At 68.8% G+C, this 26,117-nt stretch carries 27 protein-coding genes; 15 read left to right on the top strand and 12 right to left on the bottom strand.

Features of this window, described 5'->3' with window-relative positions; translation table 11 throughout:
- Nucleotides 1–3 precede the first annotated feature (3 nt).
- Both crtB and ACX938_RS05865 read right to left on the bottom strand, forming a co-directional pair.
- Entirely contained in the window at nucleotides 4–1,041 is a 1,038-nt protein-coding gene (crtB, locus tag ACX938_RS05870) for a 15-cis-phytoene synthase (protein ID WP_459430339.1), read from the bottom strand.
- Complete coding sequence (locus ACX938_RS05865; protein WP_459430338.1) at nucleotides 1,038–2,585, bottom strand: phytoene desaturase; 1,548 nt, start codon at nucleotides 2,583–2,585, stop codon at nucleotides 1,038–1,040. The genes crtB and ACX938_RS05865 overlap by 4 nt, the downstream gene beginning before the upstream one ends.
- A 124-nt stretch (nucleotides 2,586–2,709) precedes the next feature.
- Between ACX938_RS05865 and crtA the strand changes: the two genes are divergently transcribed.
- From crtA to ACX938_RS05840, 5 genes are read left to right on the top strand one after another with little or no spacing between them, the layout of a single operon-like run.
- Nucleotides 2,710–3,429, top strand: coding sequence for a spheroidene monooxygenase (gene crtA / locus ACX938_RS05860; protein ID WP_459430337.1), 720 nt, complete (start codon nucleotides 2,710–2,712; stop codon nucleotides 3,427–3,429).
- Complete coding sequence (gene bchI / locus ACX938_RS05855; RefSeq protein ID WP_459430336.1) at nucleotides 3,429–4,433, top strand: magnesium chelatase ATPase subunit I; 1,005 nt, start codon at nucleotides 3,429–3,431, stop codon at nucleotides 4,431–4,433. The genes crtA and bchI overlap by 1 nt, the downstream gene beginning before the upstream one ends.
- A complete protein-coding gene (locus ACX938_RS05850) occupies nucleotides 4,430–6,106 on the top strand; it encodes a magnesium chelatase subunit D (RefSeq protein WP_459430335.1) in 1,677 nt (558 codons plus the stop codon). Before bchI ends, ACX938_RS05850 begins: the two co-directional genes overlap by 4 nt.
- Complete coding sequence (gene bchO, locus ACX938_RS05845; RefSeq protein WP_459430334.1) at nucleotides 6,096–6,965, top strand: alpha/beta fold hydrolase BchO; 870 nt, start codon at nucleotides 6,096–6,098, stop codon at nucleotides 6,963–6,965. The genes ACX938_RS05850 and bchO overlap by 11 nt, the downstream gene beginning before the upstream one ends.
- Nucleotides 6,966–6,996: 31 nt before the next feature.
- Nucleotides 6,997–8,232, top strand: coding sequence for an MFS transporter (locus ACX938_RS05840; RefSeq protein WP_459430333.1), 1,236 nt, complete (start codon nucleotides 6,997–6,999; stop codon nucleotides 8,230–8,232).
- On the opposite strand, the gene ACX938_RS05835 is transcribed toward ACX938_RS05840, so the two are convergent.
- From ACX938_RS05835 to ACX938_RS05825, 3 genes are read right to left on the bottom strand one after another with little or no spacing between them, the layout of a single operon-like run.
- On the bottom strand, nucleotides 8,215–8,808 hold the full coding sequence (locus ACX938_RS05835) for a Smr/MutS family protein (RefSeq protein ID WP_232754491.1): 594 nt from the start codon (nucleotides 8,806–8,808) through the stop codon (nucleotides 8,215–8,217). The genes ACX938_RS05840 and ACX938_RS05835 overlap by 18 nt on opposite strands.
- The gene (gene mltA, locus ACX938_RS05830) at nucleotides 8,805–9,857 is read right to left on the bottom strand and encodes a murein transglycosylase A (protein ID WP_459430332.1); all 1,053 of its coding nucleotides are present in this window, start codon (nucleotides 9,855–9,857) and stop codon (nucleotides 8,805–8,807) included. The genes ACX938_RS05835 and mltA overlap by 4 nt, the downstream gene beginning before the upstream one ends.
- Nucleotides 9,854–10,513, bottom strand: a complete 660-nt coding sequence (locus tag ACX938_RS05825) for a Tim44/TimA family putative adaptor protein (RefSeq protein ID WP_459430331.1) — start codon at nucleotides 10,511–10,513, stop codon at nucleotides 9,854–9,856. The genes mltA and ACX938_RS05825 overlap by 4 nt, the downstream gene beginning before the upstream one ends.
- 108 nt (nucleotides 10,514–10,621) lie before the next feature.
- Between ACX938_RS05825 and ACX938_RS05820 the strand changes: the two genes are divergently transcribed.
- Nucleotides 10,622–11,197 carry an FxsA family protein gene (locus ACX938_RS05820; protein WP_459430330.1) on the top strand — a complete coding sequence of 192 codons (576 nt, stop codon included), beginning with the start codon at nucleotides 10,622–10,624 and terminating at the stop codon, nucleotides 11,195–11,197.
- A 65-nt stretch (nucleotides 11,198–11,262) separates the two neighbouring features.
- The gene (gene secB / locus ACX938_RS05815; RefSeq protein ID WP_232754495.1) at nucleotides 11,263–11,787 is read left to right on the top strand and encodes a protein-export chaperone SecB; all 525 of its coding nucleotides are present in this window, start codon (nucleotides 11,263–11,265) and stop codon (nucleotides 11,785–11,787) included.
- A 31-nt stretch (nucleotides 11,788–11,818) separates the two neighbouring features.
- On the opposite strand, the gene dnaQ is transcribed toward secB, so the two are convergent.
- From dnaQ to ACX938_RS05795, 4 genes are read right to left on the bottom strand one after another with little or no spacing between them, the layout of a single operon-like run.
- The gene (gene dnaQ / locus ACX938_RS05810; RefSeq protein WP_232754496.1) at nucleotides 11,819–12,508 is read right to left on the bottom strand and encodes a DNA polymerase III subunit epsilon; all 690 of its coding nucleotides are present in this window, start codon (nucleotides 12,506–12,508) and stop codon (nucleotides 11,819–11,821) included.
- 1 nt (nucleotide 12,509) lies between these two features.
- Entirely contained in the window at nucleotides 12,510–13,094 is a 585-nt protein-coding gene (gene coaE, locus ACX938_RS05805) for a dephospho-CoA kinase (protein ID WP_459430329.1), read from the bottom strand.
- Complete coding sequence (locus ACX938_RS05800; RefSeq protein WP_459430328.1) at nucleotides 13,091–13,924, bottom strand: shikimate dehydrogenase; 834 nt, start codon at nucleotides 13,922–13,924, stop codon at nucleotides 13,091–13,093. Before ACX938_RS05800 ends, coaE begins: the two co-directional genes overlap by 4 nt.
- Nucleotides 13,921–14,520 (bottom strand): Maf family protein, encoded by a 600-nt coding sequence (locus tag ACX938_RS05795; RefSeq protein WP_459430327.1) that lies wholly within the window; start codon nucleotides 14,518–14,520, stop codon nucleotides 13,921–13,923. The genes ACX938_RS05800 and ACX938_RS05795 overlap by 4 nt, the downstream gene beginning before the upstream one ends.
- Before the next feature lie 555 nt (nucleotides 14,521–15,075).
- Here ACX938_RS05795 and rho point away from each other — a divergent pair.
- The 6 genes from rho to ACX938_RS05765 are packed head-to-tail and all read left to right on the top strand — an operon-like array spanning nucleotide 15,076 to nucleotide 21,850.
- Nucleotides 15,076–16,347, top strand: a complete 1,272-nt coding sequence (rho, locus tag ACX938_RS05790; RefSeq protein ID WP_232754500.1) for a transcription termination factor Rho — start codon at nucleotides 15,076–15,078, stop codon at nucleotides 16,345–16,347.
- An 18-nt stretch (nucleotides 16,348–16,365) separates the two neighbouring features.
- A complete protein-coding gene (mnmE, locus tag ACX938_RS05785; RefSeq protein WP_459430326.1) occupies nucleotides 16,366–17,649 on the top strand; it encodes a tRNA uridine-5-carboxymethylaminomethyl(34) synthesis GTPase MnmE in 1,284 nt (427 codons plus the stop codon).
- A gap of 3 nt (nucleotides 17,650–17,652) precedes the next feature.
- Nucleotides 17,653–19,530 (top strand): tRNA uridine-5-carboxymethylaminomethyl(34) synthesis enzyme MnmG, encoded by a 1,878-nt coding sequence (gene mnmG, locus ACX938_RS05780; protein ID WP_459430325.1) that lies wholly within the window; start codon nucleotides 17,653–17,655, stop codon nucleotides 19,528–19,530.
- Nucleotides 19,527–20,138 carry a 16S rRNA (guanine(527)-N(7))-methyltransferase RsmG gene (gene rsmG, locus ACX938_RS05775; protein WP_459430324.1) on the top strand — a complete coding sequence of 204 codons (612 nt, stop codon included), beginning with the start codon at nucleotides 19,527–19,529 and terminating at the stop codon, nucleotides 20,136–20,138. The genes mnmG and rsmG overlap by 4 nt, the downstream gene beginning before the upstream one ends.
- Nucleotides 20,131–20,940 (top strand): ParA family protein, encoded by an 810-nt coding sequence (locus ACX938_RS05770; protein ID WP_459430323.1) that lies wholly within the window; start codon nucleotides 20,131–20,133, stop codon nucleotides 20,938–20,940. Before rsmG ends, ACX938_RS05770 begins: the two co-directional genes overlap by 8 nt.
- 10 nt (nucleotides 20,941–20,950) lie before the next feature.
- Nucleotides 20,951–21,850 carry a ParB/RepB/Spo0J family partition protein gene (locus tag ACX938_RS05765; RefSeq protein ID WP_459430322.1) on the top strand — a complete coding sequence of 300 codons (900 nt, stop codon included), beginning with the start codon at nucleotides 20,951–20,953 and terminating at the stop codon, nucleotides 21,848–21,850.
- Between the two features lie 32 nt (nucleotides 21,851–21,882).
- On the opposite strand, the gene hemW is transcribed toward ACX938_RS05765, so the two are convergent.
- Genes hemW through rph form a run of 3 tightly spaced genes read right to left on the bottom strand, consistent with a single transcriptional unit; the run spans nucleotide 21,883 to nucleotide 24,360 of the window.
- Nucleotides 21,883–23,046 (bottom strand): radical SAM family heme chaperone HemW, encoded by a 1,164-nt coding sequence (gene hemW, locus ACX938_RS05760; RefSeq protein WP_459430321.1) that lies wholly within the window; start codon nucleotides 23,044–23,046, stop codon nucleotides 21,883–21,885.
- Nucleotides 23,039–23,650 carry an RdgB/HAM1 family non-canonical purine NTP pyrophosphatase gene (gene rdgB / locus ACX938_RS05755; RefSeq protein ID WP_459430320.1) on the bottom strand — a complete coding sequence of 204 codons (612 nt, stop codon included), beginning with the start codon at nucleotides 23,648–23,650 and terminating at the stop codon, nucleotides 23,039–23,041. The genes hemW and rdgB overlap by 8 nt, the downstream gene beginning before the upstream one ends.
- Complete coding sequence (gene rph / locus ACX938_RS05750; RefSeq protein ID WP_459430319.1) at nucleotides 23,647–24,360, bottom strand: ribonuclease PH; 714 nt, start codon at nucleotides 24,358–24,360, stop codon at nucleotides 23,647–23,649. The genes rdgB and rph overlap by 4 nt, the downstream gene beginning before the upstream one ends.
- Before the next feature lie 112 nt (nucleotides 24,361–24,472).
- On the opposite strand from rph, the gene hrcA reads away from it, so the two are divergent.
- Together hrcA and ACX938_RS05740 are read left to right on the top strand one after the other, a co-directional pair.
- Nucleotides 24,473–25,537 carry a heat-inducible transcriptional repressor HrcA gene (gene hrcA / locus ACX938_RS05745; protein ID WP_459430318.1) on the top strand — a complete coding sequence of 355 codons (1,065 nt, stop codon included), beginning with the start codon at nucleotides 24,473–24,475 and terminating at the stop codon, nucleotides 25,535–25,537.
- Between the two features lie 9 nt (nucleotides 25,538–25,546).
- Nucleotides 25,547–26,116 carry a nucleotide exchange factor GrpE gene (locus ACX938_RS05740; RefSeq protein WP_459430317.1) on the top strand — a complete coding sequence of 190 codons (570 nt, stop codon included), beginning with the start codon at nucleotides 25,547–25,549 and terminating at the stop codon, nucleotides 26,114–26,116.
- Nucleotide 26,117 lies beyond the last annotated feature (1 nt).

Raw genomic sequence — 26,117 nt, 5'->3', positions numbered from 1 at the left:
GGATCAGTTAGAGCGCGCCTGTCCCGCGATCAAGGCCGCCCGCTCGGCCCGATCCCGCGCGGCGAGATCGGAGAGCGTGGCGAAAAGCTGGTCGGACCGGCTCCAGACCGGGTCGCGCCGGGCGGCGGCCTCGACCAGGAAGCGCGTCTCGGCGAGTGGCCGGGCGTATAACACCGGCGAGCGCGGCAGGAGCAGGCTCACCCCGGTCCGCGCCGCCGAAAGCCCGAGCCAGCCCAGCTTCTGCGCCTTCGAGGTCCGGGCCCGCCGGGTCACGCTGTCATGCCCCGCGTGCGCCACGGATGTGCCGATGCCCGCGTAGATGTGGCGCGCCGCGAAGATGCCCGCGCGGCAGTCGACGGGCAGCGCCCGCACGCCCGCCTCGGCGCGCTGGTAGAGCCGCTCGGCCTCGGCCAGGAGCCGCGCGACGATGGCGCGGATCTGAAGGTCGGGGCGCGGATCGGCCAGGAAGGCCTCGGGCGGGCAGCCCGCCTCGCTCAGCCAGTCGGTGGGCAGGTAGATCCGCCCCGCCGCCGCGTCCTCGCCCACGTCGCGGGCAATGTTCGTGAGCTGCATCGCCACGCCAAGGTCGGCGGCGCGGGCCAGCGCATGAGGATCGCGGACGCGCATCAGCACGCACATCATCACGCCCACCGTGGCCGCGACGCGCGCGGAATAATCCCGCAGCTCCGACAGCGTGGCATAGCGCCGCCCGGTGGCGTCCCAGGCCAGCCCTTCCAGCAGCGCCTCGGGCACCGCGCGTGGCATGTCGAAGCTCTCGACCACGCCCGCAAACGCCCGGTCGGGCGCGGCCTGCATGGGCCGGCCCGCGTAGACCAGGTCGAGCCGGTCGCGCAGGCGCAGGACGGCCTCGGCCTTTTCCTCGCCCAGGTCGACCGCGTCGTCGGCCAGCCGGCAGAAGGCGTAAAGCGCTAGCGCCGGGTCGCGGACCCGCGCGGGCAGGAGCTTCGAGGCCGCGTGGAAGGACAGCGACCCATGCCGGATCGCGGCGCGGCAGGCGGCGAGGTCGTCGTCGCGCATCATGGCGTCACCCCCTCGGGATGCGGCACCAGCTGGTCGAGCACCTCGGCCGAGGAGATCACCCCCGGCAGCCCCGCGCCGGGATGGGTGCCCGCGCCCGCGAGATAAAGGCCCCCGGCCTCTTCGCTGATGTTGTGCGGGCGGAACCAGGCACTTTGCAGGATGCGCGGCTCGATCGAGAAGCCGGTGCCGAACGGCGCGTGGTAGCGGCTTTCGAAGTCGAGCGGCGTGAAGACCTCTTCGGGGCCGAGATGCCGCGACAGGCCGGGCAGCAGGTGTTCCTCCAGGACCGAGAGCATCTTCTTGCCGTAGACCTCGGCCTCGGTCCGCCAGTCGACGGGATTGTCGTGGCCCAGGTGCGGCACCGGGGAGAGCACGTAGAAGGTGTCGTCGCCCTCGGGCGCGGCGCTGGGGTCGGTGACGCTGGGCCGGTGCAGATAAAGCGCCATGTCCTCGGCCAGGCGGCCCTTGCGGAAGATGTCCTCCACGAGGCCCTGGTAGCGCGGGCCGTTCAGGATCGTGTGGTGGCCCACGTCGCGCCATTTCCCGCGGGTGCCCTTGGTGCCGAAATACCAGACGTAGAGCCCCATGGACCAGCGCGCGCGGGTGAGCTTGCCGTCGGTCCAGCGGCGGCGCTTGTGGTTGCGCAGAAGGTGCCGGTAGGTGAGCCCCGGATCGGCGTTGGAGACCACCAGCTCGGCGGGCAGTTCGGTGCCGTCCGAGAGCCGCACGCCCCGGGCGCGGTTCCCGGCGACGAGGATCTCGTCGGCCTCGCTGCGCATCAGCACCTGGCCGCCCTGCTGGGTCACGATCTGCGCCATGACCCGGGCGATCTCGGCCACGCCGCCCATGGCGTAATGCACGCCGAAGGCCTTCTCGAGGTGGCTGACGAGGATATACATCGAGGTGACCTTGAAGGGGTCGCCGCCGATGAAGAGCGGATGAAAGGACAGCGCCATGCGCAGGCGCGGGTCGCGCACCCGCCGCGCGGCATGGGCATGTACCGAGCGGTCGGCGCGCATCCGCGCGAAGGTCGGCAGCACCGCCAGGAGGTCGCGGAACCGGTGCATCGGGCGGCGGCCCAGGTCCTCGAAGCCGAAGCGGTAGCGCGCCTCGCTGTCCTGCAGGAACTTGCGGTAGCCCGCCACGTCGCCCGGCGAGAGGCGGCGCACCTCCTCGATCATGCGGTCGGTGTCGCCGCAGGCCGTGAAGCGCGCGCCGTCGGGCCAGCGGATCTCGTAGAAGGGATCGAGCGCGCGCAGGTCGACGTCCGTGTCGAAGTCGCGGCCCGTGGCGGCCCAGAGGTCGCGGAAGACCTGCGGCACGGTGACGATGGTGGGGCCCAGGTCGAAGCGGTGGCCCTCCTTCCAGATCGCCGAGCCGCGCCCGCCGGGCACGTCGAGCCGGTCGACCACGGTGACCCGGTAGCCCTTGGCCCCGAGCCGCATGGCCGAGGCCAGCCCGCCGAGGCCCGCCCCGATGACCACCGCGCGCGGACCGCGCCCCGCATCGGGGGCCAGCGTGAGCTCGGGGTCGATCCGGGTCATGCCCACCCTCCCCTCATGTCAACTTGTTCTGACAATCTGCGCATCGTCCCACGCCCGCCTTCGCCCAGAGCTTTCAATGTGGTCGCATATGTGTAAGGCTAACCTGACAGTCATGGATTGCGCAATGCAGAGTGTGAGCCTTTCTCTTTTCCGCTTCGACGGGGCCGCGGCGCGGCTCTGGGCGCTGGCGATGATGGGTGGCGCGCGCCCGATGATGCGCAAGGTGCCGGGCCTGGGGTTCTGGAAGCTCTGCGGCTCGGGCACCGGAGAGGGCTTCACCCCGCTGCCGAACACCGCCGTCTACGCCATCCTCGGCGTTTTCGATTCGCCCCGCGCGGCGCAGGAGGCGACGCTGGGCGCCCGCCCCTGGACCCGCTTTCGCGCCCGCGCCGCCGAGGATTGGACGGTCTATCTGACCCCGATCTCGAGCCGCGGCGCCTGGTCCGGCACCGCGCCCTTCACCGAGGTGGCCGATCCCGGCGAGGGCCCTCTCGCCGCGCTGACCCGCGCGACGCTGAAACCCGGGATCGCCACGCGCTTCTGGCGCCGGGTGCCGGACATCAGCCGGATGATCGGCGCCGACCCCAATGTTCTTTTCAAGATCGGCATCGGCGAGGTGCCGCTTCTGCACCAGGTCACCTTCTCGGTCTGGCCCGATGCCGATGCCATGTCCGAATTCGCCCGCCGCTCGGGCCCGCATGCCGAGGCCATCGCCGCGGTGCGCCGGGGCCAGTGGTTCCGCGAAGAGCTTTACGCCCGGTTCCGCGTCGCGGGGGAAACCGGCAGCTGGGAAGGCCGCAGCCCGCGCCTTCCGCAATCCACCGCGCCTCTGGAGGCCCGCTGATGAAACATGTCTTCCCCTTCTCCGCCATCGTCGGCCAGGAGCAGATGAAACAGGCGATGATCCTGACCGCGGTCGATCCCGGGATCGGCGGCGTGCTGGTCTTCGGCGACCGGGGCACCGGCAAGAGCACCGCGGTGCGGGCGCTGGCCGCGCTGCTGCCGCCGATCCGCGCGGTGATGGGCAGCGCCACCAACGCCGAGAGCCTCGAGGACGTCGCCGAGTGGGACCGCATGGCCGGCCAGGAGATCACCGAGCGCCCGACGCCGGTCGTGGACCTGCCGCTGGGCGCGACCGAGGACCGGGTGGTCGGCGCGCTCGACATCGAACGGGCGATCACCCACGGCGAAAAGGCCTTCGAGCCGGGGCTCCTGGCGCGGGCCAACCGGGGATACCTTTACATCGACGAGGTGAACCTGCTCGAGGACCACATCGTCGACCTGCTGCTCGACGTGGCGCAATCGGGCGAGAACCTGATCGAACGCGAGGGCCTCTCGGTCCGCCACGACGCGCGCTTCGTGCTGGTGGGCTCGGGCAACCCCGAAGAGGGCGAGCTGCGCCCGCAGTTGCTGGACCGCTTCGGCCTCTCGGTCGAAGTGCGCTCGCCCAGCGACATCGAGGAGCGGATCGAGGTGATCCGCCGCCGCGCCGCCTATGAGGCCAATCCCGCCGCCTTCACCGAGAAATGGCAGGAGGCCGACGCGGAGATCCGCGCGGCCATCCTCGCCGGGCGCGCGGCCCTTCCCGGCGTCGAGGCGGGCGCCGCCGCGCTGCGCGACTGCGCCGAGCTTTGCCTGGCGCTGGGCTCGGACGGGCTCCGGGGTGAGCTGACGCTCTTGCGGACCGCGCGGGCGCAGGCCGCCTTCGAGGGCGCCTCGGAAGTCACCCGCGCGCATCTGCGCGGCGTCGCCCCCATGGCGCTGTCGCATCGGCTGCGCCGCGATCCGCTGGACGAAGCGGGCTCTTCGGCGCGGGTCATGCGGCTTCTGGACGACGTCCTGGCATGAAACAGGACCGGACGGAGACCTGGGTCGCGGGCCACCTGGCCCTGACCCTGCTCGCCGTCGATCCGCGCGGCCTGGGCGGGATGCATCTGCGCGCGCGGGCCTCGCCGGTGCGGCGCGCCTTCCTCGACCTCGCGCCCGAGGCGCTGCAGCCTTTCCTGCGGCTGCCGCCGACGCTGGACGAGGCGGCGCTTTTCGGCGGGGTGGATATCGCGCAAAGCCTGGCCGCAGGGCGGATCGTGGTGCAACAGGGTCTGTTGTCGCGCCCCGGCACCCGCTGCCTGACCATGGCCGAACGGCTGCCGCGCGGGCGCGCGGCGCAGCTCGCACAAGTGCTGGACGCGGGCAGCGACGAGGCCGTCCTGCTGCTCGACGAAGGCATCGAGGACGAGGCCGCCCCCGCGGCGCTGACCGACCGGCTGGCCTTCCGGGTGGACCTCGACGGGGTGCGCGCGCTCGACATCGCGGAGTTGGCGCTGGCCCCGGACGAAATCGCCGCCGCCCGCGCGCGGCTTCCCGATGTGGACTGCCCCGACGAGGCGCTGGTCGCGCTGGTGGTGACCGCCGCGCGCGCAGGCGTGGCCTCGCTGCGCGCGCCGCTTCTGGCGCTCTACGCCGCGCGGGCACATGCGGCTCTGCACCGGCGGGATCGGCTCGAAAACGAGGATCTCACCACGGCGGTGGCGCTGGTCCTTGCCCCGCGCGCAACCGAGCTTCCCGAAGAGGACGAGAGTGCCGAGGCGCCCCCCGAGGAACAGCCGCCGGACGACGACAGCCCGCCGCCCGAAGACAACAGCGAACCCGTGGCCCTGCCCGAGGACATGCTGATCGAGGCCATGCGCGCCGCCCTGCCCGAAGGCGCGCTTCAGGCGCTTCAGGCCCGCGACAAAGCAAAGACCGCGCGCGGCACCGGCGCGGGCGCGCGCAAACGCGGCAACCGGCGCGGGCGGCCCCTGCCCTCGCAGCCCGGACGGCCCAGCAGCGAGGCGCGGCTCGACCTGATCGCCACGCTGCGCGCCGCCGCCCCCTGGCAGAAGTCGCGCCGCGCCGCGGAGCCCACCCGCAGCGGACTGATCCTCCGGCGCGAGGATTTCCGCGTGAAGGTCTACGAAGAACGCTCCGACCGGCTGGTGATCTTCCTGGTCGACGCCTCGGGCTCCGCCGCCATGACCCGGCTGGCCGAGGCCAAGGGCGCGGTCGAACGGCTTCTGGCGGACGCCTATGCCAGCCGCGATCACGTCGCGCTGGTGGCCTTTCGCGGCGCGGGCGCGCAGCTTCTGCTGCCGCCGACCCGGTCGCTGGTGCAGGCCAAGCGCGCGCTGGGCGGGCTGCCGGGCGGTGGCGGCACGCCGCTCGCCGCCGGCCTGACCGCCGCCGCCGACCTGGCCGAGAGCGGGCGTGCCCAGGGCATGACCCCGGCACTGGCGCTTTTGACCGACGGGCGGGCGAATATCGGCTTTGCGGGCCCCGGCCGCGCCGAGGCCGAGGCCGATGCCACCCGCGTTGCGGCGCGCATCGCCCGGCTGGGCCTGCCGGGGCTGGTCCTCGACACCAACACCCGGCCGAAATCGGCGCTCTCCGATCTCGCGCGGCGCATGGGCGCGGCTTATCTGCCGCTGCCGCGCGCCGATGCCGGGGCGATCTCGCGCTCGGTGGCAGATGCACTTGGCGGCTGAGGTCCCTGCCCCGGCGCTGCCCGCCGATTGGCCGCATGCGGCGCAATCGCGCTTTGCCCGCGTGCGCCCGCATCACTGGCACATCCAGGAAATGGGCGACGGCCCGGAGATCCTGTTCCTGCACGGCGCGGGCGGCGCGACCCACAGCTGGCGCGGGGTGCTGCCCGCGCTGGAGGGATTCCGCGGCGTGGCCGTCGACCTGCCGGGGCATGGGTTCACCAAGCTCGGCGCGCGGCAGCGGTCCTCTCTCGAATGCATCGCGCAGGACCTGGCCGCGCTCTGCGCCTCGGAGGGCTGGGACATCAAGGGCATCGTCGGCCATTCCGCCGGCGGGGCCATCGCGCTGAGGCTCTCGGGGCTCTTGCCCGGCAGCCCGCCGGTCCTGGCGATCAACCCCGCGCTGCAACCCTTCCACGGGGTGGCGGGCGTGGTCTTTCCCATGGCGGCGCGGGCCATCGCCACCCTGCCCTTCGCGGTCGACCTGATCCGCCGGACATTGGTGGCCCCGGACCGTGCGGCGCAGCTTCTCGCGGGCACCGGCTCGCGGCTCGATCCCGAGGGCGTGGCGCTTTACGCCCGGCTCCTGCGCCAGCGCGCGCATGTCGAAGGCGCGCTTCTGATGATGGCGCAATGGTCGCTCGAAGGGCTCATGGCGGATCTGCCCAAGCTCCAGACCAAGGCGCTGTTCCTCGTGGGTGACGGCGACCGCACGGTGCCGCCGGTGACCGCGCTCGAGGCCGCGCGGCAGATGCCCGCCGCCGAGGTCGAGAGCCTCGGCCCGCTGGGTCATCTGGCCCATGAAGAGGCCCCCGCAGAGGTCGCCCGCCGGATCGAGACCTTCTTCGCGCTTCACGCTTGAAGCCCCCGGGCAATCGGCGCACACCTGCCGCATGGCCCTGATCCAATTCCTGCGCGGCAACGCGCCCTGGCTCGCCGCCGGCGCGATGCTGACCTTCCTGTCGAGCTTCGGCCAGACCTTCTTCATCTCGATCTTCGCGGGCGAGATCCGCGAGGCCTTCGACCTGAGCCACGCCCGCTGGGGCGCGATCTACGCCGGCGGCACGACGGCCTCGGCGCTGGTCATGGTCTGGGCCGGCGGGCTGACCGACCGCTTCCGCAGCCGCATCCTGGGCACCGGCGTCCTCTGCGCGCTGGCCATGGCCTGCCTGTTCATGGCGGTGAACACCGCCGCGGCGCTACTGCCCCTGGCGATCTTCGCGCTGCGCTTCGCGGGGCAAGGCATGATGAGCCATATCGCGCTTTCGGCCATGTCGCGCTGGTTCGTGGCGACCCGCGGCAGGGCCTTGAGCGTCGCGAGCCTCGGGGTGACGCTGGGCAACGCGGTCCTGCCGGTGATCTTCGTCTGGCTCATGGCGACGACCGACTGGCGGCTCCTCTGGGTGCTGGCAGCGGGCGTGGCGCTTCTGGGCGTGCCGGCGCTGCTTCTGCTCTTGCGCCGCGAGCGGACGCCGCAGTCCTTCGCCGAGGAAAGCGCCGGGGCCTTCGGCATGGGCGGGCGGCACTGGACCCGGCTCGAGGCGCTGCGCCACCCGCTGTTCTGGCTGATGGTGCCCGCGCTCATGGGGCCGCCGGCCTGGGGCACGGCCTTCTTCTTCCAGCAGGTGCATTACGCCGAGGCCAACGGCTGGCCGCTGATCGCCGTGGTCTCCTGGATGCCGGTCTTCACGGTGGTCACCGTCGCGGCCATGCTGGCCTCGGGCTGGGCCATCGACCGCTTCGGCGTGGCGCGGACCTTCCCGCTGGTGCAGCTGCCGGCGGTCGCGGCCTTCCTGGTCTTCGCCGTGGCGCCGAGCCCGCTGTTCGTCGGGCTGGGGCTGTTGTTCTTCGGGCTGACCCAGGGCGCCCAGGCAACCCAGCCGCCGGCCTTCTGGGCGGAGTTCTACGGCACCCGCCACATCGGCGCGATCAAGGCGCTGGGGGCTGCGGTCATGGTTTTCGGCACGGCGCTGGGGCCCGGGGTGACCGGCCTGCTGATCGACCTCGGCATCGGGATCGGCGCGCAATACGCCGGCATGGCGGTCTATTTCCTCGGCGCGACGGCGCTCATGGCGCTGGGGCTCGCGCGCTTTCGCGACAGCGTGCCGCGCTCAGCGCAACCGGCGTAGGTAGACGTAATAGGCCCCGCCGCCGCCGTGGCGGATATGCGCCTCGGAGATCTGCAGGACCGCCGCGCCGAGCGGCGCCATGCGCAGCCATTGCGGCACCTGGGATTTCAGCACACCCCGGCGGCGCGGCGCGGGGTCATAGGGGTCCTCGCGCTGGCCCTTGCCGGTGATCACCAGCACCAGCCGCAGCCCGCGCGCCTGGGAGGACAGGATGAAGCGCACCAGCGCGGGATGCGCGCGGTCGAGCGTCATGCCGTGCAGGTCGATGCGACCCTCGGGCTTGAGCTTGCCGCGCTTCATCCGGGTGAAGGCCTTGCTGTCCATGGCAACCGGATCGCGCGCCAACCGCCCGGCGGTGGTCTCGGGGCGACTGTAGCCCTTGGGGCGGGTCGCGGCGGCCTCGCCCAGGGAAAACCGCGGCAGGGGCGCGGCGCCCGGCGCGCGCGGCGGCGGCTCCTTCGGCGCCGGGGTCGAAGGCGCGCGGGCGGGTTTCTCGGATTTGCTCAGCTTGCGGGTCGAGCGGGCGACCTCGGCCCATAGCTCGAGCTCTTCGGGCCGGACCTTGCGTCGGCTCATAGGGTCGGATCCGGCAGGAGCGCATAGGCCCGCTGGATCGGAAACAGCACCACCATCCGGCCCGGATCGCGCAGAGAGCCCGCCCAGTCGCCGGCCTCGGCGCCGGTGCCGACGAAGATGTCGGCGCGCTGCGCGCCCTTGATCGCGGAACCGGTGTCCTGGGCGACCATGAGCCGGCGCAGGCTGTCGCGGCCATCCTTCTCGATCCAGACCGGCGCGCCGAGCGGGGTGTAATCGGGATCGACCGCGATCGAGCGCATCGGCGTGATCGAGCGGTTCATCGCGCCAAGCGGGCCTTTCTCGGCGGGAACCTCGCTCACCTCGCGGAAGAAGACGTAAGAAGGGTTGTGGAACAGAAGCTCGCGCCCCTCGACGGGGTTCTCGCGCACCCAGGACTTGATCCGGTCGGCGGAAACCTCGTGCTCGGTAAAGGTGCCGCGGCGGATCAGCTCCAGACCGATCGAGCGGTAGTCATGGCCGTTGGAGCCACCATAGCCCACCCGCAGGACGTCGCCGTCGGGCAGGCGGATGCGGCCAGAGCCTTGAATTTGCAGGAAGAACAGCTCTACCGGGTCGTCGACCCAGGCGATCTCGAGGCCGCGGTCCTGCATGGTATCACCCTCGAGGATGTCGCGGCGCGAGAGCCAGGGGCCCTCGGCGCTGCGGGCCTCGGGCGGCAGGGCATAGACCGGGTAGCGGTAGCGGGCGTCGGGGCTGCGGGCGCCGTCGAGCTCGGGTTCGAAATAGCCGGTAAACAGCGCCTCGTCGGAGCCATGGGTGATCCGCACCGGGCGGAAGAACAGCTCGAAGAAGGCGCGGGGGTCGGGGTCGTCGGCGGCGGCGCGGCAGAGCGCGCGCCAATCGGGATCGTCGAGGTCCCGGCAGGTCTCGTTGAAGGCGGAGAGGGCGGCGGCATGGTCATCCTCCGCCCATCCATCCAGATCGGCGAAGGAAAGGATCTCGTATCGCGGGCCGTCGCTGTCGGCCGTGCCGGTTCCGGGTGCCATGCCCAACCCCGCCAGTAGTATCGCCGCCAGCCTTCGGATCATTCGCCCGTGGCGATGAGCTGCCAGTTCGGATCGTCGCTGCCCATCCGGCGGGCATAGGTCCAGACGTCGCGCTGGCGCTTGATCTTCGTCGGGCTGCCCTCGACCAGCGTGCCTTCCTGGTCGTAGACCGCAAAGGTCAGCTCGCCGATGTAGCGCACGGTCAGCTCGGCCTCGCCGGTCTCCTTGTCGAAGGTGGCCTCTTCCAGGACCGTTTCGCGGACGCCGACGAACTCGGCCTCGACGGTGAGGCCCTGCTGCTCGCGGTGGGCGATGCCCTCGGCGAAGCTTTCGTAAACATCGGGCGAAAGGAAGGGTTTCAGCTCCTCGACCTTGCCTTTCTCGTAGCCCATCAGGATCATCTCGTAGGCGCCGCGCGCGCCGCCGAGAAACTCGCCGACGGAAAAGCCCGGCTCGATGCGCTTCATCTCGGCCAGGGCCTCGGCGCTCTCGGAGCCTTCCTCAACGTGGTCGACAATGTCGGGATCGGGTCCGCCCTCGATCACCTCGAAGTCCCGGCGGTCGGCCTGGGGCGCGGATTGCCGCTCATTGCGGGGACGTTCGAAACCCTCGCGGGTGCCTAGGACGTTCTTCAACCGCAGGATCAGGAAAATGGCGATCCCGGCCAGGACGAGAAGCTGAAGGATGGGCGAATTCATGGGACCTCGCGGATGAGCCTGTAGAACCGTTCAAGTTCCGTTCCTATGTAGGCAGGGACCGGTCGTGAGTCCACCAATGGAAGGGTGGGACGAAGAAAGGATATTGTGATGTGGCTGCTCCTCGCATTCATCGGCGTTCCGCTGATCGAGATCGCGCTGTTCATCCAGGTCGGCGGCCTGATCGGGCTTTGGCCGACGCTGGCGGTGGTCGTGGTGACCGCGGTGATCGGCACCTACCTGGTGCGATCGCAGGGCGCGATGGCGCTTTCCGAGCTGCGCGGCTCCTTCAGCGAGCTGCGTGATCCGACCGAACCGCTGGCGCATGGGGCGATGATCCTGCTGGCCGGCGCGCTGCTTCTGACCCCGGGATTCTTCACCGACGCGGTGGGTTTCGCGCTGCTGACGCCGCCGTTCCGGCGCGCGGCGCTGGCCTATGCGAAGAAACACGTGAAGGTGCAGCGCTTCGACATGGGTGGCGCGGCGCGGCATCCGGGGCAGGGGCCGCGGCCCGGTCCGGGGCCCAATCCGCACCCGGGCGCAGGCGCAGGCCCGCGTCCCGGCCAGCCCGGCGCAGGCGCGGGCGGGCGTCGGCCCGGCGAGGATGTGATCGACGGCGAATACACCGAGATCGACCCCGCCAAGCGGCCCACCCATCCCGGTACGTCAGGCTGGACTAAACATTGAGCCCGCGGCGCGCTCTTGCTACCGGTGTGCGAGATTTTTGATCCATCACCGATAGGATTTACCCGATGAGCGACACTTCGACCAACCAGGGCAGCGGCAACGGCGCTGCCGAACAGCCCCCCGCGCAGCCCAAGCTGAACGTGCTGGCCCAATACATCCGCGACATGTCCTTCGAGAACGTGCTCGCGCAGAAGGGCGCCACGGGCGAGACGCAGCCGGACGTGCAGGTTCAAGTCAACCTCGACGCGCGCAAGCGCCAGACCGAGAACCAGTACGAAGTGGTGATGAAGCTCACCGTGACCAACAAGTCGAAGTCGAGCGGCGACACTCTCTTCCTGATGGAGCTGGATTACGCCGGCATCTTCCAGGTCGAGAACGTGCCGCAGGACCAGCTGCATCCCTTCCTGCTGATCGAATGCCCGCGCATGCTGTTCCCCTTCGCACGGCGGATCGTGTCGGATGTGACCCGCGACGGGGGCTTCCCGCCGCTGAACCTCGAGACCATCGACTTCGTCTCGCTTTACCGCGCGGAACTGCAGCGGCGCCAGCAGGCGCAGGCGGCGCAATCCGAGCAGAGCGGCCAAGCCTGATCGACGCTTTTGGGGGCCGGGAAGCCGGCCCTCAGAGCTTGCGCCAGAGCGCATCCTCGCCAAGCGCATCGACAAAGGCGGCATGGGCCGCCTTTTCGTCGTCGCTCAGCCGCGAGGGAAGGGGCTCGGGGCGGCGATGCGGCCGCCAGTCGGCCTCGGCGGCCAAGGCGGCGGCGCTGCCCTGGCCCGCGCTCAGCCCGAAATCGGGCTGTTTGCCCCCGATCAGCTCGAGATAGACCTCGGCCAGGATCTCGCTGTCGAGCAGCGCGCCGTGCAGCGTGCGCGAGGAATTGTCGATCGAGAAACGGCGGCAAAGCGCGTCCAGCGAGGCCGGGCTGCCGGGAAACTTTCGCCGGGCGATTTCGAGCGTGTCGATGGCCTGCGACCAGGGCAGGGCGGGGCGTTTCACCCAGCCCAGCTCGGCGTTGATGAACTTCATGTCGAAGGCGGCGTTGTGGATCACCATCTTGGCGTCGCCCACGAAGGCCACGAAATCATCGACGATCTTGGCGAAAACCGGCTTGTCGCGCAGGAAGTCGTCGCCGAGCCCGTGCACCTGGAAGGCCTCGTTCGGCATCGCGCGTTCGGGGTTGATATACTGGTGATAGGTGCGGCCCGTGGGCACGTGGTTCCAAAGCTCGACCGCGCCGATCTCGACGATGCGGTCGCCGCCCTGCGGATCGAAGCCGGTGGTTTCGGTGTCGAGGACGATTTCGCGCATGTCAGAGCCGCTTTTCGATCTGTGTCAGCACATCCTGCACGTCCATCCGGGCAGTCTCAAGATCCTGGGTGCGGATGGTGAAATCCGCGCGATCGAGCTTGTCCTGGATCGGCATCTGCTTGGCCAGGATGGCCTCGAAATCCGCCTCGGACATGGTGCCGCGCTCCAGCACGCGGGCGCGCTGCGTTTCATGTGAAACATAGACGCAGGCCGTGGCGTCCATCTCGGCCTGGCCGCCGGTCTCGAAGAGAAGCGGGATGTCGAAGACGACGATCTGCGCCTCGGCGCCTTCGGCGAAGGCTTCGCGGTCGGCGCGGACCAGCGGATGCACGATTTCCTCGATGCGGGTCAGCGCGCCGGGATCGGCGGCGATGATCCGGCGCAGGGCCGGGCGGGAGATCGCCCCTTCGACCAGCGCGTCGGGGAAGGCCGCGCCGATCGGCGCGACCGCCGCGCCGCCTTCAGCATAGAGACGATGCACCGCTGCATCGGCGTCCCAGACCGCGCAGCCGGCTTCGGCGAAAAGCCCGGCGGTGGTGGTCTTGCCCATGCCGATGGAGCCGGTGAGACCGAGGCGAAAGCTCATCCCAGCACCGCCGCGCGGGTCTCCGCGTCGACCTCGGGGCGCAGGCCGAACCAGCGTTCGAATCCCGGCACCGCCTGGTGCAGCAACATGCCGAGCCCGTCGACCGTGGGGCAGCCCATCTCGCGCGCGACGCGCAAGAGCCGGGTTTCGAGCGGCGCATAGACCAGGTCGGTGACCAGCGTCTCGGGGCGGAGCGCGTCGAGCGGCACGCGCAGCTTGGCGTGGCCGGTCATGCCAAGCGAGGTGGTGTTCACCAGGGTCGCGGCGCCTTCGATGATATTGCCCGCCTGCAGCCAATCGGTGACCTGCACCCGGGTGCCGAACTCCCGCGCGAGCACCTCGGCGCGGTGGCGGGTGCGGTTGGAAATGCGGATCTCGGGCGCGCCGGCCTCGAGAAGCGCCGAAAGCACCGCCCGGGCCGCGCCGCCCGCGCCCAGGACGACCGCGGGCCCGGCCTCGGGCCGCCAGTCCGGCGCCGCTTGGCGCAGGTTCTGGATGAAACCGTAACCGTCTGTATTATCAGCATGAATCTTGCCGTCAGGGCGAAAGATCAGGGTATTGGCCGCGCCGATCAGCGCCGCGCGGTCGGTCACCAGATCGGCCAGCTCCAGCACCTTTTCCTTGTAGGGAATGGTGACGTTCAGCCCCACGAAGCCCAACGAGGGCAGAAGGCGCAGCGTCTCGTCCAGCTTCTCGGCCGGGACATCCATGGGGATGTAATGCCCCGCGATACCGTGGCGCTTCAGCCAATGCCCGTGCAGGCGCGGCGAGCGGGAATGGGCGATGGGCGAGCCGATCACCCCGGCCAGCGGGATCCGGTCAGTGCTCATGTGGGAAGGTCTCCGCGCAGGGTGAGATAGTTCAGAAGCTCGAGAAGCGGCAGGCCCAGCACCGAGAAATGGTCGCCCTGGATCTGGGCGAAGAGCCGGACGCCTTCTTCCTCGAGCTTGTAGACGCCGACGGAGTGGCGCGCGCTCTCCCAGTTCCGGTCGAGATAATCCTCGAGATAGTCCTCCGAGAAGCTGCGCATGGTGAGCCGCACCACGCCGACATGCCGCCAGAGCGGTTCCGCGTCCTGGTAGAGCACCGCGGCGGACAGAAGCGTGTGGGTCTCGCCCCGCAGCCGCAGGAGCTGGGCCCGCGCGGTGTCGCGGTCGGGCGCCTTGGCGAAGACCTCGCCTTTGAGCGCCAGCACCTGGTCGCAGCCCAGAACCAGCGCGCCGGGATGTTTCTCGGAGATCTTGCGCGCCTTCATCTCGGCCAGGGCGTCGGCCTGATCGCGGGGCGGGGCGCCCTCGGCGACGAGGCTGTCGCGCACGGCCTCCTCGTCGATGCGGGCGGGCGCGATTCGGAAGCTCAGCCCGGCATTCCGCAGAAGCGTGGCGCGGATTTCCGACTGCGAGGCCAGGATCAGGGGCTCGGACATGTGGACAAGTCGCTTGATGGTTTCTGTATCTGCCGCGTGATGGTTCTGTGAGAAAATCCGCTTTCGTTCAAGCCGTGGAGAACTTCCCGAGTCGTCCCGAAAGATCCCGGGAGATATCCGGGCTGTGGATGGGAAAACCCTGTGGGCCCGGAGAGGTGTGAATTCCGCCTGACATCCCCGATTCCATCCACAGGCTGCACAGCGGGAAAATTTCCATAACACTTTGTTATTTCGAGATTTCGCGCGAGGTCTTCGGATTTTTCCGGCGCTCATCCCGAAGTTGTCCGCAGGCCAGACTCCCGTGGACAGAGCTGTGCGGGAAAGCACAATCCACAGCGAAGGGACCTCCCAACATTCCTCTTCATCATTTCTTTTATTCTAATTTTATGAAGTCTGGTGGTGCCGAAGCGGGCCCGCGCCTCTTGAGAGCCGCCAAGATTGACAGGAGCTTTCACTGCGACTAGCTAAACGCAGCCCCGTCCGGGGTGGTGACTTCCCAGATCCGACGACAAGGAATGCGCGAGAGCCCTTTGGGTCCGTGCATCTGTGAGAGACATGAACCTCGAAAAGCTGAACCTGTCCGACCTCAAGGCGCAATCGCCCAAAGACCTCCTGGCGCTGGCCGAGGAGCTGGAGATCGAAAACGCCTCGACGATGCGGAAGGGCGAGATGATGTTCCAGATCCTGCGCGAACGCGCGGACGAAGGCTGGGACATCTACGGCGACGGGGTGCTCGAGGTGCTGCAGGACGGCTTCGGCTTCCTGCGCTCGCCCGAGGCGAACTACCTGCCGGGCCCGGACGACATCTATGTCTCGCCCGACATGATCCGGAAGTTCTCGCTGCGGACCGGCGACACCATCGAAGGGCAGATCAAGGCGCCGGAGGACAACGAGCGGTACTTCGCGCTGATGGATGTCACCCAGATCAACTTCGAGGTGCCCGAGAAGGCGCGTCACAAGATCGCCTTCGACAACCTCACGCCGCTTTATCCCGACGAACGGCTGAAGATGGAAATCGAGGATCCGACGATCAAGGACCGCTCGGCCCGGATCATCGATCTCGTGGCGCCGATCGGGAAGGGGCAGCGTTCGCTGATCGTGGCGCCGCCGCGGACCGGCAAGACGGTCCTTCTGCAGAACATCGCCTCCTCGATCGAGAAGAACCATCCCGAGTGCTACCTGATCGTGCTGCTCATCGACGAGCGGCCCGAGGAGGTGACCGACATGCAGCGCTCGGTGAAAGGCGAGGTGATCTCTTCGACCTTCGACGAACCGGCGACGCGGCACGTGGCGGTCTCCGAGATGGTGATCGAGAAGGCCAAGCGCCTGGTCGAGCACAAGCGAGATGTTGTGATCTTGCTCGACTCGATCACAAGACTTGGTAGGGCGTTCAACACCGTCGTGCCGTCTTCGGGCAAGGTTCTGACCGGCGGTGTCGATGCCAACGCGCTGCAGCGGCCGAAGCGCTTCTTCGGTGCGGCGCGGAACATCGAAGAGGGCGGCTCGCTCACCATCATCTCGACCGCGCTGATCGACACCGGCAGCCGCATGGACGAGGTGATCTTCGAAGAGTTCAAGGGCACCGGCAACTCCGAGATCGTTCTCGACCGTAAGGTCGCCGACAAGCGGGTCTTCCCGGCGATCGACATCCTCAAGTCCGGCACCCGGAAAGAGGAGCTGCTGGTCGACAAGGGCGATCTGCAGAAGACCTTCGTGCTGCGGCGCATCCTGAACCCGATGGGCACCACGGACGGGATCGAGTTCCTGCTGTCGAAGCTGAAGCAGACCAAGACGAACTCGGAATTCTTCGACTCGATGAACACCTGACCTCTGACGGGGGCTGTGATGGAGACGATCTTTGCTCTGGCGACGGCCGAGGGCAGGTCGGGCGTGGCCGTGGTCCGCGTCTCGGGGCCTTCCGCGCGGCAGGCGGGGGAGGCGCTGGCGGGCGCCTTGCCTGAGCCGCGGCGCGCGGGCCTGCGGCGGTTGCATGGGGGCGACGGCGGATTTCTCGACGAAGCGCTGGTTCTGACCTTTGCCGAGGGCGAAAGCTTCACCGGGGAAGAGGTGGTCGAGCTGCATCTGCACGGCTCCATCGCGGTGGTGCGCGCGGTCCTGGCCGAGCTTGGGCGCATCCCCGGGCTGCGGCTCGCCGAACCGGGCGAGTTCACCCGGCGGGCGCTCGACAACGGGCGGCTGGACCTCGCGCAGGTCGAGGCGCTGTCGGATCTGATCGATTCCGAGACCGAGGGGCAGCGGCGCCAGGCGCTGCGGGTCTTCGCCGGCGCCCTGGGCGAGAAGGTCGCGGATTGGCGGCAGAAGCTGATCCGGGCGGCCTCGCTGCTCGAGGCGGTGATCGATTTTGCCGATGAAGAGGTGCCCGAGGATGTCTCGCCCGAGGTCGCGGGGCTTTTGCGCGAGGTGCGCGGCGCGCTGGAGGTCGAGCTGTCCGGCGTCGATGCGGCGGAACGGGTGCGGCTGGGCTTCGAGGTGGCCATCGTGGGCGCGCCGAACGTCGGGAAATCCACGCTTCTGAACGCGCTGGCCGGGCGCGAGGCGGCGATCACCTCGCATGTGGCGGGCACGACGCGCGACGTGATCGAGGTGCGGATGGAGCTTGCGGGCCTGCCGGTCACGCTGATCGACACCGCCGGGCTGCGCGAGACCGAGGACGAGGTCGAGGCCATCGGCGTGGCGCGGGCGCGGGAACGGGCCGAGGGTGCGGACCTGCGGGTGCTGCTGGTGGACGGTGACAACGCGCCGGACTTGCCGCCGCGGGACGACGACCTCATCTATGTCACCAAAGGCGATCTGACCGGTGCGGCCGGGGCGATCTCGGCCCGGACGGGGCAGGGGATCGACGGGCTGGTGCGCGACCTCGGCGCGCGGCTGCGCGAGAAAAGCGCGGGCGCGGGGCTGGCCACGCGGGAGCGGCACCGGGCGGCGATGACCTCGGCGCTGGAGCATCTGGCCGTGGCGACAGACGTGGCGGAGCGCGGACCGGAAACGTATGATCTGGCCGCCGAAGAGGTGCGCGGCGCGATTCGCCGGTTGGAAGCGCTGATCGGGCAGGTGGATGTGGAAGCGGTTCTGGACGAGATCTTCGCAAATTTCTGCCTCGGGAAATGAGGAGTGTTTCACGTGAAACAGCTTGATGCGGATGTCATCGTGATCGGCGGCGGTCACGCGGGGACCGAGGCGGCGCATGCCTCGGCGCGGACCGGCGCGGCTACGATCCTGGTCACCATGCGCGAAAGCGACATCGGCGTGATGTCCTGCAATCCGGCCATCGGGGGCCTCGGGAAAGGCCACCTGGTGCGCGAGATCGACGCGTTGGACGGGGTGATGGGCCGCGTCGCGGACCTCGCGGGCATCCAGTTCCGGCTGTTGAACCGGCGCAAGGGCCCGGCAGTGCAGGGGCCGCGGGCGCAGGCCGATCGGGCGATCTACCGGCGCGAGATGCTGGCGGCCACCAAGGCGCAGCCCAATCTGACCATCGTGACCGACGAGGTTGTCGACCTGATTGTCGAAGAGGGCCAGGCGCGGGGCGTGGCCCTGGCCGAAGGCCGCGAGCTGCGCGCGGCCTCCGTGGTTCTGACCACCGGCACCTTCCTGCGCGGCGTGATCCATATCGGCGACACGTCCTACGGCGGCGGCCGCATGGGCGATGCGGCGAGCAACCTCCTGGCGCAGCGCATCGACGCCTTCGGTCTGCCGCTCGGCCGGCTGAAGACCGGCACGCCGCCGCGGCTCGACGGCAGCAGCATCGACTGGTCGCGGCTCGAAGATCAGCCGGGCGACGTCGATCCGGTGATGTTCTCCTTCCTCTCCGATGCGCCCAGTGCGCGGCAGGTGAGCTGTGGCATCACCCATACCAACGCGCGCACCCATGAGATTATCCGCGGCAACCTCGACCGATCGGCCATGTACGGCGGGCATATTTCCGGGGTGGGCCCGCGTTATTGCCCCTCGATCGAGGACAAGGTGGTGCGCTTTGCCGACAAGGAATCGCACCAGATCTTTCTCGAGCCCGAAAGCCTCGAGGACGACACGATCTATCCCAACGGCATCTCCACCTCACTGCCCGAAGAGGTGCAGGCACATTACGTGCACACCATCGCGGGGCTGGAAGAGGCGGTGATCCGGCAGCCGGGCTATGCGATCGAATATGACTACGTCGATCCGCGGGCACTGGCGCCGACCTTGGCGCTGGGGCAGGTGCCGGGGCTCTATCTTGCTGGCCAGATCAACGGCACGACGGGTTACGAGGAAGCCGCCGCGCAAGGGCTGGTCGCCGGTCTGAACGCGGCGCGCGCGGCCAGGGGGCAGGGGGCGGTGACCTTCTCGCGCACCGACAGCTATATCGGCGTGATGATCGACGACCTGACCTCGCGCGGGGTCAGCGAGCCCTACCGGATGTTCACCTCGCGCGCCGAGTTCCGGCTGTATCTGCGCGCGGACAACGCCGACCAGCGGCTGACCGAGTTCGGCGCCAAGGCGGGCCTTGTCGGTGCGGACCGGCGCGCGGCCTTTGCCGAGAAACAAGCCAAGCTGAAAGCGGGCGAGGCGCGACTGCGCGACACCGCGATCACCGCCAAGCAGTTGAGCGAGATCGGGTTTGCCGTGAACAAGGATGGTCAGAAGCGGACCGGCTACGATGTGCTGGCCTATCCCGACATCAGTTTCGGCGGGTTGTTGCAGATTGCGCCGGAGCTCTCGGACATCGACGCCGCGACCCAGGCGCAGCTCGCGCGCGAGGCGCTTTACGCCAATTACATCGAACGGCAGAGACGCGACGTCGAGGCGCTGCGCAAGGACGAGCAGATCGCCATTCCCGCCGCGTTCGACTTCCACGCGCTCGACGGGCTGTCGAACGAGCTGAAAGGCAAGCTCGAGGCCGCGCGCCCGGCGAGCCTGGGGCAGGCGGCGCGGGTGGACGGCGTCACGCCGGCGGCGCTCACGCTGATCCTCGCCAAGCTGCGCCAGCAGAAACGCGCGAAATCCGCATGAGCGAGCTTTTTGCCGGGCGGCATGTTTCACGTGAAACAGCCGCCGCGCTGACCGACTTCGAGGCGCTGGTCCACCGCTGGAACCCGCGCATCAACCTCGTCTCCCGCCGCTCGCTCGCCGATCTGCGCGACCGCCACATCGGCGATTCGCTGCAATTGGCGGAGTTTTTGCCCCAATCCGGCCTCTGGCTGGACCTCGGCAGCGGCGGCGGGTTCCCCGCGCTGGTCCTGGCGATCCTCGCCAAGGAGAGCGCGCCGGAGCTCACCTTCCGCCTCGTCGAAAGCGACAGCCGCAAATGCGTCTTCCTGCGCACCGTGATCCGCGAGCTTTCGCTGAACGCCGAGGTCAAAACCGCCCGCATCGAAGCCCTGCCGCCACAAAATGCCCAGGTCGTCAGCGCCCGCGCGCTGGCCGATCTCACCACGCTTCTGGGCCTTGCCGCGCCGCATATGGCGCCGGGTGCCCGGGCGTTGTTCCCGAAAGGCGTCACCTGGGAAAAAGAACTCGCCGAGGCCCGGGCAACGTGGTCATTTGCCTGCACGACCACTAGAAGTGAAACCGATCCCCAATCCGTCATCCTCGATATCGGAGATGTTGTTCATGTCTGATCCGACGCGGCCGCAGGGGCCGAAGATCGTCGCCGTCGCGAACCAGAAAGGCGGGGTCGGCAAGACCACCACGACCATCAACCTCGGCGCGGCCTTGGCCGAACAGGGGCTGAACATCCTGATCGTCGACCTCGATCCCCAGGGCAACGCCTCGACCGGGCTCGGGATCGAGCCCACCGACCGCGAATACACCAGCTATGAGCTGCTGCTCGACGATGTCCCCCTGCAGGAGGTCATCCAGGAGACCGAGGTCGCCAACCTGCGCCTCGTGCCCGCCACCATCGACCTCAGTTCCGCCGACATCGAGCTGGTTGCCAACGAGAAGCGCAGCCATCTCCTGCATGCGGCGCTGCGCCAGAAGGACATCGAGCCCTATGGCTTCGACATGATTCTGATCGACTGCCCGCCCTCGCTGAACCTCCTGACGGTCAACGCCATGGTCGCGGCGCATTCGGTGCTGGTGCCGCTGCAAAGCGAGTTCTTTGCGCTCGAAGGTCTCTCGCAGCTCATGCTGACCATCCGCGAGGTGCGCCAGAGCGCAAATCCCGACCTGCGGATCGAGGGAATCGTGCTGACCATGTATGACGCGCGGAACAACCTCTCGCAGCAGGTCGAAGACGACGCCCGCGCCAACCTCGGCGAGCTGGTCTACACCACCGTGATCCCGCGCAACGTCCGGGTCAGCGAGGCGCCGTCTTACGCCATGCCGGTGCTCTCCTATGACACCCAGTCCAAGGGCGCCGCGGCCTATCGGGCCCTCGCGCGGGAACTACTAAAAACAAACGCGAAAACAGCGGCTTAGGAGGCAGACCATGGCGGAGAAACGGGAAAAGCGCGGGCTCGGGCGGGGTCTTTCGGCGCTCATGGCCGATGTCGAGCCGCAAAAGACCGAGAGCAGCGACAGCCCTGCGCCGCGCCGTCCCGATCGCCTGATCCCGATCGAGCGGATCGAGCCCAATCCCGACCAGCCGCGCCGCACCTTCACCGAGGAGCAGCTGCAGGAGCTCGCCAATTCGATCCGCACCAAGGGCGTGATCCAGCCGATCATCCTGCGCCCCAAGCCGGGCGCCTCCGAGCGTTACGAGATCGTCGCGGGTGAACGCCGCTGGCGCGCGGCGCAGCTCGCCAACCTGCACGAGATGCCGGCGCTGATCCGCGAGTTCACCGATACCGAGGTGCTCGAGGTCGCGATCATCGAGAACATCCAGCGCGCGGATCTCAACGCCATCGAAGAGGCGGCGGGCTTCCGGCAGCTGATGTTCAAGTTCGGCCATACGCAGGAAAAGCTGGCCGAGGCGCTCGGCAAGAGCCGCAGCCATATCGCCAACCTTTTGCGCCTGCTGAACCTGCCCGAGGACGTCCAGACCTTCGTGATCGAGGGCAAGCTCAGCGCCGGTCATGCCCGCGCGCTGATCACCGCAAACGACCCCTCGGCGCTGGCTCGCCAGGTGATCGCCAAGGGCCTGTCGGTGCGCGCCACCGAGAAACTGGCCCGGGGCGACGAGGAACGCGCCGCCAAGCGCAAGCCGCGCGCCGATGACATGGGCATCGAAAAGGACGCCGACACGCGGGCGTTGGAAAGCGATCTCTCCGCGAGCCTGGGCATGAAGGTCTCGATCGACCACAAGCCCGGCGCCGAGGCGGGCCGGATCACGATTTCCTACGACACGCTGGAAGAGCTCGATTCGCTCTGCGGGCTGCTCGGCCAGTAGGGCAGGGCGCTTGGGCCAGTATCAGGTCATTATCAGGCCGGGTCCGGCAGCAGCTCGGTCAGCACGGCGTTCAGCAGAAGCCGGCCGTCCCGGGTGACGCCGATCCGGCCGTTCTCTTCCCAGAGAAGCCCGATCTCGCGCAGATTCGCGCGCGCCGCCTCGGGCGCCGCCTGCGGATCCATTGCCGACAGCCGCCCCATATCTATGCCGTCCAAGACGCGCATCCCCAACATGAGGTATTCGACCGCCTGCTCAGCGCGCGGCACTTCCTGCATGACACGTGTTCCGTCGCCGCGCTCCACGGCATCGAGCCAGGCCCCGGGGTTGCGCCAGGCCTCGGTCGCCTGCCGCGCGCCATCGAGCGTCAGCCGCCCATGCGCCCCGGGCCCGATCCCGAGGTAATCGCCGTAACGCCAATAGACCAGATTGTGCCGCGATTCCGCGCCGGGCTTGGCGTGGTTCGAGACCTCGTAGGCGGGCAGCCCGCGCGCCTCGCAAAGCGCCTGAGTTGCCTCGTACAGCTCCGCCGCGCGGTCCTCATCGGGCAGGCCGGGCAGGGCGCCGCGCGATTGCCGCTCCCAGAAGGCGGTGCCGCGCTCGATGGTCAGCTGGTAAAGCGACAGGTGATCCGCCGCGAGATCCAGCGCGCGGGTCAGTTCCGCCTCCCAATCAGCCAGGCTCTGGTCCTGCCGGGCGTAGATCAGGTCGAAACTCACCCGCGGGAAGGCCGCCCGCGCGACCTCGAAGGCCGCCAGCGATTCCTCGACGCTGTGCAGCCGCCCGAGCCGCCGCAGATCGGCGTCATTCAGCGCCTGCAGCCCCATGGAGACCCGGTTTACCCCGGCCTGGGCGAAGCCCTGGAAGCGCTCCGCCTCCACCGAGCGCGGGTTGGCCTCGAGGGTGATCTCCACCTCCGGGCCCAGCGACCAGTGTTTCGCCGCGCGGTCGATGATCTCGCCCACGAGCCGCGGCTCCATCAGGCTCGGCGTGCCGCCCCCGAAGAAGATCGAGGTCAGCGCCCGCCCGCCGGTGCGCTCCGCTTCGCGATCCAGCTCGGCCAGATAGGCGCGGCGCCAGCGCTCGGTGTCGATCTCGCGGGTGACATGCGAGTTGAAGTCGCAATAGGGGCATTTGGCCTCGCAGAACGGCCAATGCACATAGAGCCCAAAGCCCCCGTCTTCCCAGCTCTCAGCCAAAACAGCCGTCCAGGAACTTGCGCATCGCATCGGCGCGGTGGCTGATCTCGTTCTTCTTCCAGCGGTCCATCTCGCCGAAGGTCACGTCGAAGCCCTCGGGCTGGAAGATCGGATCGTAGCCATGGCCCTGGTCGCCGCGCATCGGCCAGACCACCTGGCCTTCCATCACGCCGGGGAAGACCTCGTCGTGCCCGTCGGGCCAGGCCAGGACCAGCGTGCAGCAGAAGCGCGCGGACCAGGGCTGGGAGGCGCCCGCGGCGATGAGCCGGTCGTGCGCCTTGGTCATGGCCATCGTGAAGTCGCGGCCCGCACCGGTCTCGGCCCAATCGGCGGTATAGACGCCCGGCGCGCCGTCGAGCGCGTCGATCTCGATGCCGGAATCGTCCGAAAGCGCCGGCAGGCCGGTTGCCTTGGCTGCCGCATGGGCCTTGATCCGGGCGTTTTCGACAAAGGTCGTGCCGGTTTCCTCGGGCTCGTCCAGCGCCATCTCTGCGGCGCCGACGACCGTGACCCCGCGGGGCTCCAGTAGCGCCGCGATCTCCTCGAGCTTGCCCTGGTTGTGGGTGGCGACCAGAAGCCGGTCGCCGGTGAAGCTGCGGGTCATTTCACCGCCTCGAGCTGGGCCGTGACAAGCTCGCCCACGCCTTTCTCGGCGAGGTCCACAAGCCCGTTCATCTGGTCGCGCGAGAAGACCGCGCCCTCGGCCGACATCTGGATCTCGATCAGCTGGCCGTCGCCGCGCATGATGAAATTGCCGTCGACACCCGCCTCGCTGTCCTCGGGATAGTCGAGATCGAGCACCGGCTGGCCCGCGTAGATCCCGCAGCTCACCGCCGCCACCGGCGAGACCAGCGGATCAGAGGTCACATCCCCGGCCTTCATCAGCTTGTTCACCGCCAGTTTCAGCGCCACCCAGCCGCCGGTGATCGAGGCGCAGCGGGTGCCGCCATCGGCCTGGATCACGTCGCAGTCGACGGTGATCTGCCGCTCGCCAAGCGCCACCCGGTCGAAGCCGGCGCGCAGGCTGCGGCCGATCAACCGCTGGATCTCCACGGTGCGGCCGCCCTGCTTGCCGGCGCTGGCCTCGCGGCGCATCCGGCTCGAGGTCGAGCGCGGCAGCATGCCGTATTCCGCGGTGACCCAGCCGAGGCCCGAGCCCTTGATGAAAGGCGGCACGCGGTCCTCGATGCTGGCGGTGCAGAGGACATGGGTGTCGCCCATGCGGATCAGGCAGGAGCCTTCCGCGTGTTTCGTAACCCCGGTCTCGATTGAAACGGAGCGCATTTCGTTTAAGTCTCTTCCAGACGGACGCATGGTGTCTCTCCTTGATTTGCGCACCGAATACAGACCGGAGACCCCGCGCAGCAACCCCGATTGACCCCGGCCGCGAGGCGAATTTAATGGGTCGGAACGGAAATCACGTCAGATGCAGGACGGCACCACACTCTTCGATCAGATGAACGACCGCTCGCGCGAGGTCTTCCGCCGCGTGGTCGAGGGCTACCTGGAAAGCGGGGAGCCCGTGGGCTCGCGCACGCTCACCCGGACCCTGTCGGAACAGGTCTCCGCGGCGACCGTGCGCAATGTCATGCAGGATCTCGAATACCTCGGGCTGCTCGATAGCCCGCATGTCAGCGCGGGCCGGGTGCCGACCGAGCTGGGGTGGCGGCTCTTCGTCGACGGGCTTCTGGAGGTGCGCGACCTCGACCGCGAGGACCGCACCCGCATCGATGCGACGCTCGGCACCAATACCGACGACGTGGGCAACCTGCTCGACCGGGTGGGCTCGGCGCTCTCGGGCGTGACCCATGGCGCCTCGCTGGTGCTGACGCCCAAGCACGAGGCGCCGATCCGGCACATCGAGTTCGTCTCGCTCGCGCCCAGCCGGGCGCTGGTGGTGCTGGTCTTCGACGACGGCCAGGTCGAGAACCGCGTCTTCACCCCGCCGCCGGGCATGACGCCCTCGGCCATGCGCGAGGCGGCAAACTTCCTCAACGCCATCGTCGAGGGACGCACGCTCTCGGACATGCGCCGCGACGTGGTGCGGGACATCGCCGCGCGGCGCCAGGAAATCGACAGTCTGGCGCATGAGATGGTCGAATCAGGGCTCGCCGTCTGGGCCGAGGAGGGCGACCGCTCCGAACGGCTGATTGTCCGGGGGCGGGCGAATCTCCTGGGCGAAGAGGCCCCGGGCGAGGATCTCGACCGCATCCGCAGCCTGTTCGACGACCTCGAGCGCAAGCGCGACATCGCGGAATTCCTCGAACTGACCGAAGGCGGGGAGGGGGTGCGCATCTTCATCGGCTCCGAGAACAAACTTTTCTCGCTTTCGGGTTCCTCTCTGGTCGTCTCTCCATATATGAACGCGGACCGAAAGATTATCGGCGCGGTGGGCGTCATCGGGCCCACCCGTCTCAATTACGGTCGGATCGTTCCGATCGTGGATTACACCGCCCAGCTGGTCGGCAAGCTCCTGTCCGACCGAAAATAGAGGATGAGCATGGCAGATCCGAAGAACGACGATTTCCTCGATGACCTGGACGCGCTCGAAGCCGAGGCCGAGGCCGAGGAAGAGGCATTCGAGTCGGCAGAACCCACCGAGGCCGACCGCATCGCCGAGCTTGAGGCCGAGCGTGACGGCTACAAGGACAAGTTCATGCGCGCGCTCGCCGATGCCGAGAACGCGCGAAAACGCTCCGACCGCGACCGCCGCGAGGCCGAGCAATACGGCGGCACCCGGCTCGCCCGCGACCTGCTGCCGGTCTACGACAACCTGCAGCGCGCGCTGGCCACCGCCAACGACGAGCAGAAGCAGATTTCCGCGGCGCTTCTCGAGGGCGTCGAGCTGACCCTGCGCGAGCTGCTCTCGGTCTTCAAGAAGCACGGCATCGAGGTGATCAAGCCCGAGGTCGGCGACCGCTTCGACCCCAAGCACCACGAGGCGATGTTCGAGGCGCCGCTGCCCGAGACCAAGGCCGGCGACATCATCCAGGTCTCGGCCGAGGGCTTCATGCTGCACGACCGCCTGCTGCGGCCCGCCCAGGTCGGCGTCAGCTCGAACCCGGGCTGAG

The organism is Roseivivax sp. (assembly GCF_054552075.1).
This window is presented reverse-complemented; position numbering and strand designations above follow the sequence as displayed.

Coding starts and splice junctions, on each gene's coding strand:
- crtB (WP_459430339.1), bottom strand. CDS start 1,041: ATGATGCGCGACGACGACCTCGCCGCCTGCCGCGCCGCGATCCGGCAT.
- ACX938_RS05865 (WP_459430338.1), bottom strand. CDS start 2,585: ATGACCCGGATCGACCCCGAGCTCACGCTGGCCCCCGATGCGGGGCGC.
- crtA (WP_459430337.1), top strand. CDS start 2,710: ATGCAGAGTGTGAGCCTTTCTCTTTTCCGCTTCGACGGGGCCGCGGCG.
- bchI (WP_459430336.1), top strand. CDS start 3,429: ATGAAACATGTCTTCCCCTTCTCCGCCATCGTCGGCCAGGAGCAGATG.
- ACX938_RS05850 (WP_459430335.1), top strand. CDS start 4,430: ATGAAACAGGACCGGACGGAGACCTGGGTCGCGGGCCACCTGGCCCTG.
- ACX938_RS05840 (WP_459430333.1), top strand. CDS start 6,997: ATGGCCCTGATCCAATTCCTGCGCGGCAACGCGCCCTGGCTCGCCGCC.
- ACX938_RS05835 (WP_232754491.1), bottom strand. CDS start 8,808: ATGAGCCGACGCAAGGTCCGGCCCGAAGAGCTCGAGCTATGGGCCGAG.
- mltA (WP_459430332.1), bottom strand. CDS start 9,857: ATGATCCGAAGGCTGGCGGCGATACTACTGGCGGGGTTGGGCATGGCA.
- ACX938_RS05825 (WP_459430331.1), bottom strand. CDS start 10,513: ATGAATTCGCCCATCCTTCAGCTTCTCGTCCTGGCCGGGATCGCCATT.
- ACX938_RS05820 (WP_459430330.1), top strand. CDS start 10,622: ATGTGGCTGCTCCTCGCATTCATCGGCGTTCCGCTGATCGAGATCGCG.
- secB (WP_232754495.1), top strand. CDS start 11,263: ATGAGCGACACTTCGACCAACCAGGGCAGCGGCAACGGCGCTGCCGAA.
- dnaQ (WP_232754496.1), bottom strand. CDS start 12,508: ATGCGCGAAATCGTCCTCGACACCGAAACCACCGGCTTCGATCCGCAG.
- coaE (WP_459430329.1), bottom strand. CDS start 13,094: ATGAGCTTTCGCCTCGGTCTCACCGGCTCCATCGGCATGGGCAAGACC.
- ACX938_RS05800 (WP_459430328.1), bottom strand. CDS start 13,924: ATGAGCACTGACCGGATCCCGCTGGCCGGGGTGATCGGCTCGCCCATC.
- ACX938_RS05795 (WP_459430327.1), bottom strand. CDS start 14,520: ATGTCCGAGCCCCTGATCCTGGCCTCGCAGTCGGAAATCCGCGCCACG.
- rho (WP_232754500.1), top strand. CDS start 15,076: ATGAACCTCGAAAAGCTGAACCTGTCCGACCTCAAGGCGCAATCGCCC.
- mnmE (WP_459430326.1), top strand. CDS start 16,366: ATGGAGACGATCTTTGCTCTGGCGACGGCCGAGGGCAGGTCGGGCGTG.
- rsmG (WP_459430324.1), top strand. CDS start 19,527: ATGAGCGAGCTTTTTGCCGGGCGGCATGTTTCACGTGAAACAGCCGCC.
- ACX938_RS05770 (WP_459430323.1), top strand. CDS start 20,131: ATGTCTGATCCGACGCGGCCGCAGGGGCCGAAGATCGTCGCCGTCGCG.
- ACX938_RS05765 (WP_459430322.1), top strand. CDS start 20,951: ATGGCGGAGAAACGGGAAAAGCGCGGGCTCGGGCGGGGTCTTTCGGCG.
- rdgB (WP_459430320.1), bottom strand. CDS start 23,650: ATGACCCGCAGCTTCACCGGCGACCGGCTTCTGGTCGCCACCCACAAC.
- rph (WP_459430319.1), bottom strand. CDS start 24,360: ATGCGTCCGTCTGGAAGAGACTTAAACGAAATGCGCTCCGTTTCAATC.
- hrcA (WP_459430318.1), top strand. CDS start 24,473: ATGCAGGACGGCACCACACTCTTCGATCAGATGAACGACCGCTCGCGC.
- ACX938_RS05740 (WP_459430317.1), top strand. CDS start 25,547: ATGGCAGATCCGAAGAACGACGATTTCCTCGATGACCTGGACGCGCTC.